The sequence below is a fragment of the Pseudomonas sp. BR20 genome, assembly GCF_050780135.1.
Taxonomy (GTDB): Bacteria; Pseudomonadota; Gammaproteobacteria; order Pseudomonadales; family Pseudomonadaceae; genus Aquipseudomonas.
The window spans coordinates 1,889,701-1,904,875 of sequence record NZ_CP172012.1 but is presented as its reverse complement, the minus strand read 5'-3'; the positions used below and the strand labels follow the sequence as shown (position 1 = coordinate 1,904,875).

Annotated in this window: 16 protein-coding genes and 1 pseudogene; 10 read left to right on the top strand and 7 right to left on the bottom strand. The window is 61.4% G+C overall.

Annotated elements, in window-relative coordinates; translation table 11 throughout:
• Positions 1-108 precede the first annotated feature (108 nt).
• The gene (locus tag ACHPFG_RS08610) at positions 109-981 is read right to left on the bottom strand and encodes a LysR substrate-binding domain-containing protein (protein ID WP_431702112.1); all 873 of its coding nucleotides are present in this window, start codon (positions 979-981) and stop codon (positions 109-111) included.
• Between the two features lie 111 nt (positions 982-1,092).
• Between ACHPFG_RS08610 and ACHPFG_RS08605 the strand changes: the two genes are divergently transcribed.
• The 4 genes from ACHPFG_RS08605 to ACHPFG_RS08590 all read left to right on the top strand — a co-directional run bounded on the left by ACHPFG_RS08605 (position 1,093) and on the right by ACHPFG_RS08590 (position 6,654).
• Complete coding sequence (locus ACHPFG_RS08605) at positions 1,093-2,718, top strand: 5-guanidino-2-oxopentanoate decarboxylase (protein ID WP_431702111.1); 1,626 nt, start codon at positions 1,093-1,095, stop codon at positions 2,716-2,718.
• Positions 2,715-4,157: an aldehyde dehydrogenase family protein gene (locus tag ACHPFG_RS08600; protein WP_431702110.1), complete on the top strand. Its 1,443-nt coding sequence runs from the start codon at positions 2,715-2,717 to the stop codon at positions 4,155-4,157. Before ACHPFG_RS08605 ends, ACHPFG_RS08600 begins: the two co-directional genes overlap by 4 nt.
• Positions 4,158-4,393: 236 nt before the next feature.
• On the top strand, positions 4,394-5,581 hold the full coding sequence (locus ACHPFG_RS08595; protein WP_431702109.1) for a cyanate transporter: 1,188 nt from the start codon (positions 4,394-4,396) through the stop codon (positions 5,579-5,581).
• Positions 5,582-5,718: 137 nt separating this feature from the next.
• Positions 5,719-6,654 (top strand): LysR family transcriptional regulator, encoded by a 936-nt coding sequence (locus tag ACHPFG_RS08590; RefSeq protein ID WP_431702107.1) that lies wholly within the window; start codon positions 5,719-5,721, stop codon positions 6,652-6,654.
• Between the two features lie 46 nt (positions 6,655-6,700).
• Here the strand turns inward: ACHPFG_RS08590 and ACHPFG_RS08585 are convergent, their stop codons facing one another.
• From ACHPFG_RS08585 to ACHPFG_RS08575, 3 genes are all read right to left on the bottom strand, one after another.
• Positions 6,701-7,063, bottom strand: coding sequence for a 5-carboxymethyl-2-hydroxymuconate Delta-isomerase (locus ACHPFG_RS08585; protein WP_431702106.1), 363 nt, complete (start codon positions 7,061-7,063; stop codon positions 6,701-6,703).
• Between the two features lie 55 nt (positions 7,064-7,118).
• Positions 7,119-8,042, bottom strand: coding sequence for a LysR substrate-binding domain-containing protein (locus ACHPFG_RS08580; RefSeq protein ID WP_131698896.1), 924 nt, complete (start codon positions 8,040-8,042; stop codon positions 7,119-7,121).
• A 90-nt stretch (positions 8,043-8,132) separates the two neighbouring features.
• Positions 8,133-8,279, bottom strand: coding sequence for a hypothetical protein (locus tag ACHPFG_RS08575; protein ID WP_431702105.1), 147 nt, complete (start codon positions 8,277-8,279; stop codon positions 8,133-8,135).
• 201 nt (positions 8,280-8,480) lie between these two features.
• On the opposite strand from ACHPFG_RS08575, the gene ACHPFG_RS08570 reads away from it, so the two are divergent.
• Both ACHPFG_RS08570 and ACHPFG_RS08565 read left to right on the top strand, forming a co-directional pair.
• Positions 8,481-9,785 (top strand): MFS transporter, encoded by a 1,305-nt coding sequence (locus ACHPFG_RS08570; RefSeq protein WP_431702104.1) that lies wholly within the window; start codon positions 8,481-8,483, stop codon positions 9,783-9,785.
• Positions 9,785-10,543: a substrate-binding domain-containing protein gene (locus ACHPFG_RS08565; protein ID WP_431702103.1), complete on the top strand. Its 759-nt coding sequence runs from the start codon at positions 9,785-9,787 to the stop codon at positions 10,541-10,543. Before ACHPFG_RS08570 ends, ACHPFG_RS08565 begins: the two co-directional genes overlap by 1 nt.
• Here the strand turns inward: ACHPFG_RS08565 and ACHPFG_RS08560 are convergent.
• Positions 10,535-11,437: a LysR family transcriptional regulator gene (locus ACHPFG_RS08560; RefSeq protein ID WP_431702102.1), complete on the bottom strand. Its 903-nt coding sequence runs from the start codon at positions 11,435-11,437 to the stop codon at positions 10,535-10,537. The two genes, ACHPFG_RS08565 and ACHPFG_RS08560, sit on opposite strands and share 9 nt — an antisense overlap.
• Before the next feature lie 355 nt (positions 11,438-11,792).
• Between ACHPFG_RS08560 and ACHPFG_RS08555 the strand changes: the two genes are divergently transcribed.
• Together ACHPFG_RS08555 and ACHPFG_RS08550 are read left to right on the top strand one after the other, a co-directional pair.
• Positions 11,793-12,005, top strand: a complete 213-nt coding sequence (locus ACHPFG_RS08555) for a cold-shock protein (protein WP_431702101.1) — start codon at positions 11,793-11,795, stop codon at positions 12,003-12,005.
• 67 nt (positions 12,006-12,072) lie between these two features.
• A complete protein-coding gene (locus ACHPFG_RS08550) occupies positions 12,073-12,285 on the top strand; it encodes a cold-shock protein (protein ID WP_431702100.1) in 213 nt (70 codons plus the stop codon).
• Between the two features lie 13 nt (positions 12,286-12,298).
• Here the strand turns inward: ACHPFG_RS08550 and ACHPFG_RS08545 are convergent, their stop codons facing one another.
• Together ACHPFG_RS08545 and ACHPFG_RS08540 are read right to left on the bottom strand one after the other, a co-directional pair.
• The gene (locus ACHPFG_RS08545; RefSeq protein ID WP_431703453.1) at positions 12,299-13,108 is read right to left on the bottom strand and encodes a methyl-accepting chemotaxis protein; all 810 of its coding nucleotides are present in this window, start codon (positions 13,106-13,108) and stop codon (positions 12,299-12,301) included.
• A 48-nt stretch (positions 13,109-13,156) separates the two neighbouring features.
• Positions 13,157-13,924: pseudogene (locus tag ACHPFG_RS08540) on the bottom strand (MCP four helix bundle domain-containing protein); the annotation flags it as partial.
• A 567-nt stretch (positions 13,925-14,491) separates the two neighbouring features.
• Between ACHPFG_RS08540 and ACHPFG_RS08535 the strand changes: the two are divergent.
• Together ACHPFG_RS08535 and ACHPFG_RS08530 are read left to right on the top strand one after the other, a co-directional pair.
• Complete coding sequence (locus tag ACHPFG_RS08535) at positions 14,492-14,794, top strand: type II toxin-antitoxin system HigB family toxin (protein ID WP_431702099.1); 303 nt, start codon at positions 14,492-14,494, stop codon at positions 14,792-14,794.
• 3 nt (positions 14,795-14,797) lie between these two features.
• On the top strand, positions 14,798-15,169 hold the full coding sequence (locus tag ACHPFG_RS08530) for a helix-turn-helix domain-containing protein (protein ID WP_090407934.1): 372 nt from the start codon (positions 14,798-14,800) through the stop codon (positions 15,167-15,169).
• Positions 15,170-15,175 lie beyond the last annotated feature (6 nt).

Below are 15,175 nucleotides of genomic sequence, written 5' to 3'. Positions count from 1 at the left end.
AAATGTGGGAGGGGGCTTGCTCCCGATAGCGGTGGTTCAGTTGGAGCCTCTTTGACTGACACACCGCTATCGGGAGCAAGCCCCCTCCCACATTTGGATCTTCAGCGCCTACGACTGTTGCGCCTGGCTCACTAGCCAATCCATCAGCGCTTCAAGCCCTGCCGACGGCACCGTTCCCGGCGGATACACCAGGTAATACCCCTTCCCCGTCGGCACCCGCAGTTCAAACGGCATCACCAACCGCCCCGCCTTCAGGTCCTCGCCCATCAACGCACTGTCGCCCATCGCCACCCCGGAGCCCTGGGAGGCCACGTTCATTGCCAAATCCAACGTCTCGAAATGATGCCCCTGGCTCAAGTTGCTCAACCGCGTATCCGCCGCCTTGAGCCACCGCGCCCAATCGCGCTCGTCCCGCGTGGGGTGCAGCAGCACCTGTTGCTGCAGGTCCGCCGGGGTGTGCAAACCGGCGAGCAGCGCGGGGGCGCAGACCGGGGTGAGTTGTTCGTCGAACAAGTGCCGCGCCTCGGCCGACTGCTCGGCGATGGGCGCATAGATCACCGCCGCGTCGAATTGCTCGCGACGAAAATCCACGCTGTAGGCCACGGTGGTGGTGAGTTCCACCGGCACATCCGGGCGTTCCTTTTGCCACTGCATCAAGCGCGGTAACAACCAGCGCATCACACAGGTGGACGCCTTGATTTGCAGGGTATGGCGACGATTGCCGATCTGCTCCACCGCGTCACCGAGCAGACCGAACACCTGCTGCACCCGTTGCGACCACTCGCGACCTTCTTCGGTCAGGCTCAACCCCCGTGCCTGGCGCTGGAACAAGGTGTAGCCCAAATGGCTCTCCAGCCCGGCGATCTGCCGGCTCACCGCGCCTTGGGTGATGTGCAGTTGCTCGGCGGCGCGGGTAAAGTTGCAGCACTGGGCCGTGACCCAGAAGGTATGCAACGCGGGCAGTGGCGGAAGGCGTTTCATAAGGGCGCAGCCATGACGTGAGGACATGGCTAGTATGACTTTTTATCGATTGTTGCCGCTACAGGCCAACCGGTCCAATACCGCCACGATTCCATAACAAGAGCGACACCTATGGCGACCTGCGGCGAAGTATTGGTCAACCTCCTGGAAAGCTACGGCGTGGACCAGGTGTTTGGTATCCCCGGCGTGCACACCGTGGAGCTGTATCGCGGCCTGGCCCGCTCGAGCATCCGCCACGTCACCCCGCGCCACGAACAGGGCGCCGGCTTTATGGCCGACGGCTACGCGCGCACGAGTGGCAAGCCGGGCGTGTGTTTCATCATCACCGGCCCGGGCATGACCAATATCACCACGGCCATGGGCCAGGCCTATGCCGACTCGATCCCGATGCTGGTGATTTCCAGCGTGCAATCGCGCAGCCAATTGGGCGGTGGGCGCGGCAAGCTGCATGAGCTGCCGAACCAGGGCGCGATGATCGCCGGCGTGGCGGCGTTCTCCCATACATTGATGTCGGCAGCGGAGTTGCCTGCCGTGCTGGCGCGGGCGTTTGCGTTGTTCCAGGCCGGCAGGCCGCGGCCGGTGCATATCGAGATTCCGTTGGATGTGCTGGTGGAAAACGCCGATGCACTGCTCGGCAGTCAACCGGTCAGCGTCGCCCGTGCCGGTGCGGCACCGTCGGCGGTCAAGCAGATGAACCAGTTGCTCGCCGCCGCCAAACGCCCGCTGATCCTGGCCGGTGGCGGCGCGATTGAGGCGGCCGCCGAATTGACCCGCCTGGCCGAAACCCTCGACGCGCCGGTGGCCCTGACTATCAACGCCAAGGGCATGCTGCCTTCCAATCATCCGCTGCTGATCGGCTCGACCCAGTCCCTGGTCGCTACCCGCGCGCTGGTCGCCGAGGCTGATGTGGTGCTGGCCATCGGCACCGAGTTGGCCGAGACCGACTACGACGTGACCTTCGCCGGTGGCTTCGAGATACCCGGCGCGCTGCTGCGCATCGATATCGACCCCGACCAGACCGTGCGCAACTACCCGCCGCACCTCGCACTGGTGGCCGATGCGCAGATCGCCGCCGATGCCTTGCTGACGGAATTGAACCGCACGCCGCTTGGCCCTCGCCGCACCGACTGGGGCGCTCAGCGCGTCGCCCGGTTGTGGGCCGAACTGGCCCCCACCTGGGACGCCGCCACCCGCGCGCAAACCCTGTTCCTCAATACGGTGCTGGAGGCTCTGCCGGGCACCGTGCTGGTGGGCGATTCGACCCAACCGGTGTACAGCGGCAACCTGACCCTGAACCTCGACCACCCGCGCCGCTGGTTCAATTCCTCCACCGGCTACGGCACCTTGGGCTACGCCCTGCCCGCCGCCATCGGCGCCTGGTTGGGCCGTGGCGATGGGCAGCCGGTGGTGTGTTTGATCGGCGACGGCGGGCTGCAATTCACCCTGCCGGAACTGGCCAGCGCAGTGGAAGCGCGCACGCCGATCATCGTGCTGCTGTGGAATAACCAGGGGTATGAAGAGATCAAGAAATACATGCTCAACCGCTCCATCGAACCGGTCGGCGTGGACATCTACACCCCGGACTTTATCGGCGTGGCCAAGGCCCTCGGCAGTGCTGCTGACAGTGCTCACAGCGTTGCACAGCTACGCAGCGCCTTGCGCGCCGCCGCTGATCGCCAGGGGCCGACGCTGATTGAGATCGACCAGAACCTATGGATGCAGGAGGTAGCGGTATGAGCGCAGTATTGAACGGTGTGTATATCGACGGCACATGGCGTGCAGGCCATGAAGTGCTGGAGGTGATCAACCCGGCCACCGAGGCGACGCTGGCGCGCATCAGCGTCGGCGATGCGCAGGCCGTGACCCAAGCCGTCGATGCGGCCAGCGCGGCCTTTGTCGATTGGTCTAAAAGTACCGGCCGTGATCGCGCCAGCCTGCTGCGCAAAATTGCCCAAGGCGTCAGCGCGCAGCGCGAACAACTGATGCACGTGCAGTCGAGCAACAACGGCAAGCCACTGTTTGAAGCCGGCATCGATGTGGACGACGTGATCGCCACGTTCGAATACTACGCCGGCATCGCCGACGCCATGGACGCCGGCCAGGACCTCCCGGTGGCGCTGCCCAGCGATGACTTCAGCGCGCGCCTGCGCCGTGAGCCGTGCGGCGTGGTGGGGCTGATCGTGCCGTGGAATTTCCCGATGGTCACCACCGCATGGAAACTCGCCCCGGCCCTCGCTGCCGGTTGCTGCGTGGTGCTCAAACCGTCGGAAGTCACGCCGCTGGCGGAGTTGCAGTTGGCGCAAATCATCGCTGACGCGGGCTGCCCGGCGGGGGTGTTCAACTTGGTGTGCGGCACCGGCTTGGCCGTTGGCGCACCGCTGGCGGCAGACCGTCGCGTGGCGAAGATTTCCTTCACCGGCAGCAACGCCGTGGGCGTACAGGTGATGCAACGCGCAGCGGAAACCATCAAGGGCGTAAGCCTGGAATTGGGTGGTAAATCTTCGCTGCTGATACTGGCGGATGCCGACCTCGACCTGGCGGTGGAGCTGGCGTGTGGCGGTGGTTTTTTCAACGCCGGGCAAATGTGTTCCGCCACCAGCCGCGTGCTGGTGGCCGACAACCTGGCGGATGAATTCCTGCAGCGCTTGCAGGCACGGGCTGAAGGGATTCGCGTCGCCGACCCATTTGCCGACGACGTGGAAATGGGCGCGTTGATCAACCGCGTGCAGTATCAGCGGGTGCTGGGGCATATCCAACGGGGCGTCGAGGCTGGCGCGCGATTGTTGTGTGGCGGTGAACGCCCGGCGAATCTGGCGAAGGGCTACTTCATTCGCCCGACGGTGTTTACCGACGTGCCATTGGACAGTGCATTGTGGAACGAAGAAATCTTCGGCCCGGTGCTATGTGTACGACCTTTTGCCACTGAGCAAGAGGCCATTGCCCTGGCCAACGACAGCGAGTTCGGCCTGGTGGCCAGCGTGATCAGCCGCAGCGTCGAGACCACCGAGCGCGTGGCGAATGCCTTGCAGGCCGGGTTGGTGTGGATCAACGCACCGCAGGTGATCTTCCCGCAGACCGCATGGGGTGGTTACAAGCAGAGCAGTCTCGGCCGTGAGCTGGGCCCGTGGGGGCTGGCGGCGTTTCAGGAGATCAAGCATGTGATCCGGTCTATCTGACGGTGCAGCCTCCCTGTGGAATGTGGACCAATGTGGGAGGGGGCTTGCTCCCGATAGCGCTGATTCAGTTGGAGCATCTTTGACTGACACACCGCTATCGGGAGCAAGCCCCCTCTCACATTTTGATTTGCGGTGTTTCAGTTAACTGCAATTTTTAGATAGCCCCTGCGACTTTCTCATTTGCCCCCCTCCCCCAGGCGTGGCCTGATTCGCCCTTGTTCATTCAAGGCAGGCCCATGGAAAACGTTCAGGCAAAACCCACCACCGCCGTATGGCTGATGATCAGTGTCGTTCTGGTCGCTCTTAACCTGCGGCCGTCGATGGCCGCCGTGGGGCCGTTGTTGTCGTCGATTCGCGGCGAGGTGCCGTTGAGTTTCAGCAGCGCGGCGTTGCTGACCATGTTGCCGGTCATGGCCATGGGCCTGGCAATGTTCTTTGGCATGGGCCTGGCCAAGCGTTTTGGCGAGCACCGCAGCATTGTGCTGTCACTGCTGGTGATTGGCGCGGCGACGTTGTCGCGATTGTTCCTGGATTCGCCCATGGAATTGATCGTCAGCGCGATTGCCGCCGGTGTGGGTATCGCCATGATCCAGGCCCTGATGCCGGCCCTGATCAAGTCGCGGTTCAGCGACAACGTTTCGTTGTTCATGGGCCTCTACGTCACCGCCATCATGGGCGGCGCGGCGCTGGCGGCAGCGTTCTCCCCCTTCGTGCAGGTGCAGACCGGCAGCTGGCGCATCGGGCTGGCGATCTGGGCGTTCCTGGCGCTGCTGGCCCTGGTGTTCTGGTACGCCCAGCGCTCGGTATTGCCACCGCTGCCCCACGCCGCCGCCGGCCCTCAGGAAGCGTTTTTCGGCAACGGCCGCGCCTGGTTGCTGGCGATCTTTTTCGGCCTCGGTACAGCGTCCTACACCTGCGTACTGGCGTGGCTGGCGCCGTACTACGTGGAGCAAGGCTGGAGCGAACAGAATGCCGGTTTGTTGCTGGGTTTTCTGACCGCGATGGAGGTGGTGTCCGGCCTGGTCACGCCGGCCATCGCCAACCGCCGCCGGGATAAACGCGGGGTGGTGGCGGTGTTGCTGGTGCTGATCATCCTCGGGTTCTGCGGCTTGATCCTCAGCCCGCAACACCTCAGCTTGCTGTGGCCATGCCTGCTCGGCCTGGGTATCGGCGGGTTGTTCCCGATGAGCCTGATCCTGTCCCTCGACCACCTCGACAACCCGCGTCGCGCGGGGGGCCTTACCGCATTCGTGCAGGGCATCGGCTACCTGATTGCCGGCCTGTCGCCGCTGATCGCCGGGATGATCCGCGACCAGCTGGGCAGCTTCGAATGGGCCTGGTGGTCGCTGACGGCGGTGATCGTGGTGATGCTGCTGATCGTCACGCGCTTCAACCCAAAGCATTACCCAGAACATATTCGCTGACGTCGTGTTGCAAACAGTATTTGTCCCACACCAAACATAGAAACGCCCTACAGAGCTTTCTATTGGCACGGCCGTTCCGTTAAGCTTTCGCGCTGTCTTGTACTGACTTCGGTACATGGGGTTTACGGACGAAACCGATGTTAAACAGTAACTTGCTCAGAAAACTCGATATGCAGGACTTGATGGTGTTTATCGCCGTCTATGACCAGAGCAGCGTTACCGACGTGTCAGAAACGCTGTTCGTCAGCCAGTCCACCGTGAGCTACAGCCTGAAGAAACTGCGGACCAGTTTTGAAGACGAGCTGTTTATCAACACGCGGGCGGGCATGCGGCCTACGTACAAGGCCACCACCATGTACGCCCATGTGCAAAAGATCCTCGAAAGCATCAACCTGTGCCACGCCGGTGGCCAGGCCTTCGATCCGACCCAGAAGGCCGTGACCTTCAATGTCTGCGCGCCGGAGTACTTCGAACAACTGATCCTGCCGCGCCTGTTGAAGCATTTCGACCGTGCCGACCTGCCGGTGATCGTCAATGTGCAGAAACTGGAAGCCGACATCCCCGCCGACGACCTGCGCGAGGGCCGCCTGGACCTGGTGATCTGCTTCGGCCCGCACTTTCACCGCGCCCATAAAGACTTCAAGACCCAGATGCTGCTGGAAGACGACCTGGTGTGCGTCTTCGATAAACGCGCGGCACCGCGCGAGGCGGCGTTCAGCCTGCAATCGTTCGTCGAGCGGCGCCACGTGTTCCCCACGCCCTGGACCTCCGACACCAACATGATCGACGGCTGGCTGGCGCGCCAGGCCCACAAGCGTCAGGTGATCGCCCGGGCCAACAGCTACAGCGCGGCGCTGAAGATGATCACCGGCACCGACTTCATCGTCACCCTGCCGCGTCGCGTGCAAAAACTGCTGGCGCCCGCGACGGTGTTCGGCCACTGCGAGGCCCCCAACGGGTTGCCGGGGTTCACCCTGGATATGCAGTGGAATGAAAGCAGTGAACAGGACAGTGCCAATACCTGGTTTCGTGAGCAGGTGGTGAAGGTGTGTGCGGATCAGGGATTACTCTAACGTCTGTGGCGAGGGCGTTTGCTCCCTCGCCACGATGGATTGCGGGTTAGCCGATGGCGACTTTGCTGTAGGAATCGCGATCCATGTCGACCAGCAGGACGCTGAGCTGAACCTGTATATCCGCCGGCCAGTCGCCCAGATCCTGCAATGCTGCCAGCAGGCTTTGCGACAATTGCTGCTTGACCTGCGGCGACCGCCCGCTGAGCAGTGACAGCTTCACCGCGATGAAACCGCGTGGGTTGAGGGAGGTGCCCACCTGAAAACTCTCGAGCTTCACGGCGCGGCTTTTGATATCGAACTCGGAACCGAACTGCCCGGACGCCATCAGCACATTGTTGAGCCGCAACAGGGTTTTCTCGACGGCCAGGTTTGTCAGGTTGGCGGTGTATTCCAAGTGCAGGTGTGGCATGGATGACTCCGAGTCATTCGTAAGAAGATTCGTAGATATACCACGGATAAACGCGTCAGGCCTTGTTCGCCAGGCCCCGATCACTCATGAACGCTTCCAGCCGCGAACGCACCCAGCGTTCAGCCGGGTCGGTGTCCACATGACTGAGCCAGACCATGGACAAATCCAGGGTCGGCGTCTCGAACGGAAACGGCTCACAGAACAGGTTGCCCGACACCGCCATGGCCTCGGCGGTGTAGTCCGGGAGACTGGCGATCAGGTCCGTCCCGGCCAGCAGCGCGGGCAATGCGCTGTATTGCGGCACCGACAACACCACATGGCGCTTGCGGCCGATTTCCGCCAGCCACTCATCGGCAAACCCGGACACGTTGGCGGTGTGGGACACCAGCACATGGGGGCGCGAGCAATATTCATCGAGGGTCAGCGGAGTGTCCGAGGCATCGGCGCGCAGCAGTCGCGGACGGATATGACGCAGCAGCTTGCGCTTGGCATTCGCCGGAAGGCCACGGGTCTGGGTGATGCCGACGGTAATATCGCCGGACGCCAGCAGATCGGGAATCCGCCAATAGTCCACGTGCTGCACCACGAACACCACCTGCGGCGCCTCCTGGCGCAAGGCGCGCAGCAGCGGCGGCAACAGGCCGAACTCGACGTCATCGGACAGGCCGATGCGAAAGGTCATGGTGCTGATGGATGGGTCGAAATCGTGGGTCAGGCTCAAGGCCGACGACAGTGAGTCCAGGGCGGGCGAGAGGTGCTGGATGATTTCCTCGGCGCGCGCAGTGGGTTCCATGCGATGGCCGACGCGAATGAACAGCGGGTCGTTGAACAAGGTACGCAGACGGTTGAGGGCCGAACTGATGGTTGGCTGGCCGAGAAACAGTTTCTCGGCCACCCGCGTCACATTGCGCTCAAGCATCAGTGCTTCGAAGACCACCATCAGGTTGATGTCGGCCTTGCGTAATTCATTGCGATTCATCGGCGCCTGCCCTTTCCCCAAGACAGGTCGCAGTGTAGAAAGCGCGGCGCACGGCGTCTATGCGCCAATCTGCTGATACCGGCCCCTTGCTCAGGGCTTGAGCGGAAACTCCTGATCCCGCTCGGACAGCTCCGTTCCGTCATCCGGATGTTTCCAGGTCTGGGGTTTTTCTTCTTCACGCCGTTGCTGGGGTTGTTCACGCTCCGGCTCATCCCGGCGCTTCTGTTCGTTGCCCATCGCCACCTCCCTCCCATCCGTAAGAATTGGTCACACCTTCCAGCATAGAACAAGGCAGGATTTTTGGCGGGCACGGGCATTGATAATCTGCGCGCATCAATAAATCCAAATCTTTCACTTATCATTTCTAAATGTGTCAGCCACTATCCTCAGTCTTAAGCGAAACAAGCACTTTAAAAAGAACGCTGGAGACACAAAACCATGACTAGCCCTTCCCGGCCCGACTCTACCCGTTCGAAAGTAGGCGCGGTATTCCGCGTTACTTCGGGCAACTTCCTCGAACAGTTCGACTTCTTTCTGTTTGGTTTCTACGCCACCTATATCGCTGCCGCGTTCTTCCCCGCCGCTAATGAGTTTGCGTCATTAATGATGACCTTCGCCGTGTTCGGCGCGGGCTTCCTGATGCGCCCACTGGGCGCAATCATCCTGGGTGCCTACATCGATGACGTCGGTCGCCGCAAAGGGCTGATCGTGACCCTGTCGATCATGGCCAGCGGCACGCTGTTGATCGTGCTGGTGCCGGGTTATCACACCATTGGCCTGTGGGCACCGCTGCTGGTGCTGGTGGGCCGCTTGCTGCAAGGCTTTTCGGCCGGTGCGGAGCTGGGCGGTGTGTCGGTGTACCTGTCTGAAATGGCCACGCCAGGCCGCAAGGGTTTCTACACCAGCTGGCAATCGGGCAGCCAACAGATCTCCATCGTGGTGGCTGCCGCCCTGGGCTATGGCTTGAACGTGTGGATGGAACCGGCCGTGGTTGCAGATTGGGGCTGGCGCATTCCGTTCGCCATCGGTTGCGTGATCATCCCGTTCATCTTTGTGCTGCGCCGTAACCTGCAGGAAACCGAAGAGTTCGCCAACCGCAAGCATCGCCCGACCATGCGCGAAGTGCTGGCCACACTGGTGAAAAACTGGACCGTGGTCATCGGCGGCATGCTGATGGTGGCCATGACTACCACCGCGTTCTACCTGATCACCGTGTACGCGCCGACCTTCGGCAAGACCGTGCTGCAACTGAGCACCTCCGACGCGCTGCTGGTGACCTTGCTGGTGGCGATATCGAACTTTGTCTGGCTGCCGATCGGCGGCACCTTGAGCGACCGCTTCGGCCGCAAGCCGGTGCTGATCGCCATGACCGCGCTGACGGTGCTCACGGCTTATCCGGCGCTGTCCTACGTGGTGAACGCACCGAGCTTCGCCCATATGCTGGAAACCCTGCTGTGGTTCTCGTTCCTGTACGGCATGTACAACGGTGCGATGATCCCCGCCCTCACGGAAATCATGCCGGTGGAAGTGCGCGTGGCGGGCTTCTCCCTGGCCTATAGCCTGGCGACCGCGATCTTCGGTGGGTTTACCCCGGCGATCTCCACCTGGTTCATCCATATCACCGAAGACAAGGCTTCGCCGGCCTACTGGATGATGTTTGCGGCCGTTTGCGCACTGTGCTCGACCCTGGCGCTGTACCGTCGTGCCAATGCGCGTGGGCAGGTGATGCAGGGGGCGGCGTGATGACGTCTCTGTTCAAGACCCTGACGGCCCTGGCCCTCGGCGCCCTGGCGCTGACGGCCCAGGCCGAGGAACTCAAGGTGATGACCTCCGGTGGCTTCACCGCCGCCTATAAACTGCTGGGCCCGCAATACGCCCAGCACAGCGGCGACACCCTCGACACGATACTCGGCCCGTCCATGGGCAAGGCACCGGAAGCGATTCCCAACCGCCTGGCCCGTGGCGAACATGCCGACGTGGTGATCATGGTCGGCTATGCCCTGGACGATCTGATCAAACAAGGCAAGGTTGACCCGGCGTCGCGCGTGGAACTGGCCGACTCACGTATCGGCCTGGTGGTGAAGGAAGGCGCGGCCAAACCTGTGATCGGCACCGATGCCGAACTCAAGGCCGTATTGAGCAAGGCCAAGTCCGTGGCGTATTCGGACAGCGCCAGCGGTGTGTATGTTGAGAAAGAGCTGTTCAAGAAGCTCGGCATGCCCGCCAAAGGCACCATGATCGAACGCCTCCCGGTGGCCGAACAGGTCGCCAAGGGCGATTACGAAGTGGGCTTGCAACAGGTGGCGGAGCTGTTGCCGGTGCCGGGTGTGACTTACGTCGGCAAGATCCCGGAAGACGTACAATCGGTGACGCGCTTTGCGGCGGGCATTCCGGTCAACGCCGAACACCCTGCGCAGGCCAAGGCGCTGTTGCAGTTCCTGGCCTCGCCCGAGGCCCAGCCGGTGGTGCAATCCACCGGCCTGGACTCGGTGTCACGCTGACCGAAACGGCATCTCGCGCACCAACCGTTCCAATTCCAGCGCCGCCGGCGGCAAGGTCCGCCCGCGGCGTTTGATCAAGCCCACGTTACGCATCACCTTCGGTTCCACCAGGGGCACACTCACCAAAATGGGGTGCTCCGAAGCCGGCATCGCAATCGACGGCACCATCGCCACTCCCAACCCCGCCTCCACCAGCCCGATCATGGTGGTCACGTGGTGCGTCTCGCAGATACTCGGCTTTTTCACCCGCACCCCGCGCAAGGCCTGGTCCAGCAGGAAGCGGTTGCCGGAGGTTTTATCCACCTCGATGTAGTCGTGCTCATAGGCCTCGGCCCAGCTCACGCTGTCGCGCCCGGCCAGCGGGTGGTCACGGCGACAGGCCAGCACATAGCGCTCCTGCAACAGCAATTCGAACTCCACCTCGTCGGCCAGGCTGCCGCTGAAACTCACGCCGAAATCCGCCTCGCCACTCTCTACCGCATTGCACACCTCGCCGGCACTGGCATCCAGGACCCGCAGGCGGATCTTCGGGTAGAGGTTGTGGAACTCGGAGATCACGTGGGGCATGAAGTAATACGCGGTGGACGGCACGCAGGCGATGGTGACGTTGCCCATGCGCGTGGACGCGACGTTGCTGATCCCCATCAGGGCGATGTCGAGGTCATCGAGCATGCGCTCCACCTGGGGCAGGAACGCGCGACCGACCATGGTCAGGCTGACACGTCGGGTGGTGCGCTCGAACAGCTTAACGTCGAGCGCCGATTCGAGCTTTTCGATGCGCCGGCTGAGGGCCGGCTGCGAGATCCGGATAGCCTCGGCGGCGCCACGAAAACTGCCCTTGTCTACCACGGCACGAAAGGCCTGGAGGTCGTTGAGGTCGAAATTGATGATCACAGAGGGTGGCCAGTTGAGTCGGGATGATCGGCATTATCGTCCGGGGGCCGGGCGCGCGCTAATTAACTTCAACAACCTGCTGACAGGGATCATCACCAGCCTGGGGTTGATCAATCGTGTCAACCAGACGAGGCAACTGCCTGGTGCCCGAACGCGGCGGAAATCGGATGCCCGCGCAGCACGAAAACCCATGGTAAAAACGGCGTAGTATCGCCCAACGGCGCAGGCGGCGAACCTGTCAGAAATAACAGTACCGCTGGTCTCGTGGCGCGTTGACGAGCAGCGGCTTCGGGACTTTGCTTATGGGTACCGCGACGAATCAGCAGCGGGATACACCGGTTCGAGGACACGAAGAATGAGCGACAGACAAAACGGCACAGTGAAGTGGTTCAACGATGAAAAGGGCTACGGATTCATCACACCGGAGAGCGGCCCTGACTTGTTCGTGCACTTCAGGGCAATCGAGGGCAACGGGTTCAAATCACTGAAGGAGGGTCAGAAAGTCACCTTCGAAGCCGTACAGGGCCAGAAAGGCATGCAGGCCGATAAAGTCCAAATCGTGTCCTGACCCGCTTGTCGCCCGCTGACGTACCTGCCCCGACGGGCCACCTATTGCACTGGAAAGGAGAACGGCCATGCCCAGAAAAACTCCACAGACTGCAATCTCCATCAGCAGCAAGAATGCCGCCTACGATGAGCAGGACATTTTCTTTCGCAGTGCCACCACCGCCCAGGGCGGCGGGCGGCTGCGCGAGGGGCAGACGGTCACCTACGAATTGGTCAGGGGCCCGGGCGGCGACTGGCAGGCCGTCAATATCGAGATCGTGGACGAGTCGACACTGAACTAGCCTACGCATTTGACTACAGCTGAAACCTTGCGACCGCTTCGTTCAGGGAAACGGCCAACTGCGCCAGCTCTCGGCTTGATCCATTGATCTGGCCGGCGCCGGAAGAGGATTGTGCGGACAGGTCGCGAATATTGACGATATTGCGATCGACTTCCTTGGCCACCTGGGCCTGCTCTTCGGCGGCGCTGGCAATCACCAGGTTGCGCTGGTGGATCTGATCGATGGAGTCGGTGATCTGGCTTAACGCGCCGCCCGCCCCCTCAGCCAAGGCCAGGGTGTCGGTGGCACGCTGGGTACTCGACTGCATCGAGCTCAACGCCTCGGTGGATCCCGTGCGCATCGCGGTCACCATCTGGTCGATTTCCAGGGTCGATTGCTGGGTACGGTGGGCCAGCGCACGGACTTCGTCAGCCACCACCGCAAAGCCGCGCCCTGATTCCCCGGCCCGCGCCGCCTCGATCGCGGCGTTGAGTGCCAGCAGGTTGGTCTGCTCGGCGATGGAGCGAATTACGTCGAGCACCTTGCCGATATCCCGCGATTGCTCGGCGAGGTTCTGCACCAGGGCCGAGGTTTCGCCGATGTTGGTGCTCAGGGCTTGAATGGCGCTGACGGTTTCGCCCACGCGGTGCTGGCCTTCGCGTGCGGTTTCATTGGAAAGGCGAGTGGATTCGGAGGTAGACACCGCATTGCGTGCCACCTCATCCGCCGCCGAGGTCATCTCGTTGACGGCGGTGGCGGCCTGCTCGATTTCAGCGGTCTGCTTTTGCAGGCTGCGGCTGCTCTGGTCGGTGATGCCGTTGAGGTCGGTGGCTGATGACGCCATCTGCCCCGCCGACTGGCGAATCAGTTGCAGGGTGCCGCGCAGGTTGGCCTGCATGGTCTTGAGTGCAACGAGCAGGCGAGTCACTTCGTCGTCGCCGGTCACGTCCACCGTTTGGGTCAGGTCACCTTGGGCAACGTTCTCGGCAGCCCGTACTGCATGGCTGAGCGGGCCGACAATGCTGCGCGTAAGCAACCAGGCCAGCAGCACGGTGCTCAAACCGGCCACGATCACAAAGCCGAACACCATGGTGCGCGAACGGCCGTACTGCGATTCGGCCGCCTGGCCTTGCTGGTTGATCTGGGCGTTGTAGTAGTCGGCCAGGGCATTGAGTTGGGCCCCGGAGCCATCGACCACCGTTTTCATATCCACCAGCAACAGTTTGTTGAGCTCGGCGCCCTGCTGCTTGTCGGCGAGGATGAACGACTGCGCCAGCCCTTGCTGGTATTGACGCAGCGAGACCTGGAATTGGTCGTAGAGCGTGCGTACTTCGGGGGTGTCGATCACCGCATCGAGGTCGGCCAGCCGTTTGTTCAGGTCCTGGCTGCGGGTGTCCATCTGGCTACGGTATTGCGGGATGCTCGCCGGGTTCGGGTCCAGGGCCATGCGCAAAGAGATCGTACGAATGCGCAGCATGATTTCGCGAATGTCCGCCACCAGCCGCATCTTCGGTACCAACCCGCTTTCCACCTGCACCGCGCTGGCGCGGATGTTTGCCATGTTCGAGAGCGCAAAAAAACCCAGCAGGGCCACGAGCAAAGCAATCAGGGCAAAACCCAGACCCGCACGGCGGGCGATGGACAGGCTGCGAAGGGACATTTAGGAGCGCTCTCTTATTGGGACACGATGTCGTATCAGAGCGTTTCGGCCGCGAGGATAAAGACTTGAGGGGCGCACTCGCGGGAAATGAGAAGTTATAAATATCAGTGAGTTATTTGCAGTATCGACGAGCAAGACGCCCACCAACGACAATACTGGGAACATCAAAGGATTACCCCACCAGCAGGTCTGACATGGAAAAAGCCGTCATTACTCTGGCACTGATTTCTTGCCTATACGGCTGCATCGGCGCACAACTTTCACTTCCAGAACAGAAAAACGTACGCCCCCTCCCCCAACAGAACCCGCCTGAACGAGCATGGTGCGGCGTGACGCTTTGGGCTGTAATTCCAATCCCCCTGAAGCTCCCCGTGTGCCGCTCACATCCCGCTCCCTCGCCCTTATACGCCTGTGGTCCTTTCATGTTCCTAGGACCGATCATGCACGGTTACAAGGGGAATGCCTTATGTGGAGAAATGCCTTGAGAGCCCATGACACCCGTCTGAAAAACTGCTTGCTCCCATGTGCCCACTTGCAAAAGTCCCAAGGCGGGACTAGGGTTTTCCCATGAGAATAGTCGCACTCAGTCAACTCAAAACCTTTTGGCACAAATACCCGGATTCGGAGCAACCGTTCCTGGCCTGGATAGACGAGGTAAAAAACGCCGACAGGTCAAACCCGGCTGACATCAAGGAACACTTTCGCAGCGCTAGCATTCTCAAAAGTCGAAGGGTCGTCTTCAACATCAAAGGTAACGACTACAGGCTCGTGGTCGCCGTGGCCTATCGCTATGGCGCTGTCTACATCAAGTTTGTCGGTACACATAAGCAGTACGACGCAATTGACGCCGATACCGTCGAAACGGAGTAACCCATGAACATCCGACCTATCCACACCGAACAGGATTACAAGGACGCACTCAAGTCTGTCTCCGCGCTGTTCGACAACGAACCAGAACCCGGCACCCCGGAAGGTGATTACTTTGACGTAATGATCACGCTGATCGAGGCCTATGAAGCCAAACATTTTCCCGTAGACCTGCCCAACCCAATCGATGCCATTCGCTTCAGAATGGAACAGTCCGGCCTGTCAGCGGCTGATCTTATTCCCGCCATTGGCCGTCAGAATCGTGTTTATGAAGTGCTGAATGGAAAACGAGCGCTGACCTTGCCGATGATTTGGAAGCTGCATGAGATGTTTGGAATTCCAGCAGAAAGCCTGATCAAGCCAGTAAGGCATGCTTGAAGACGG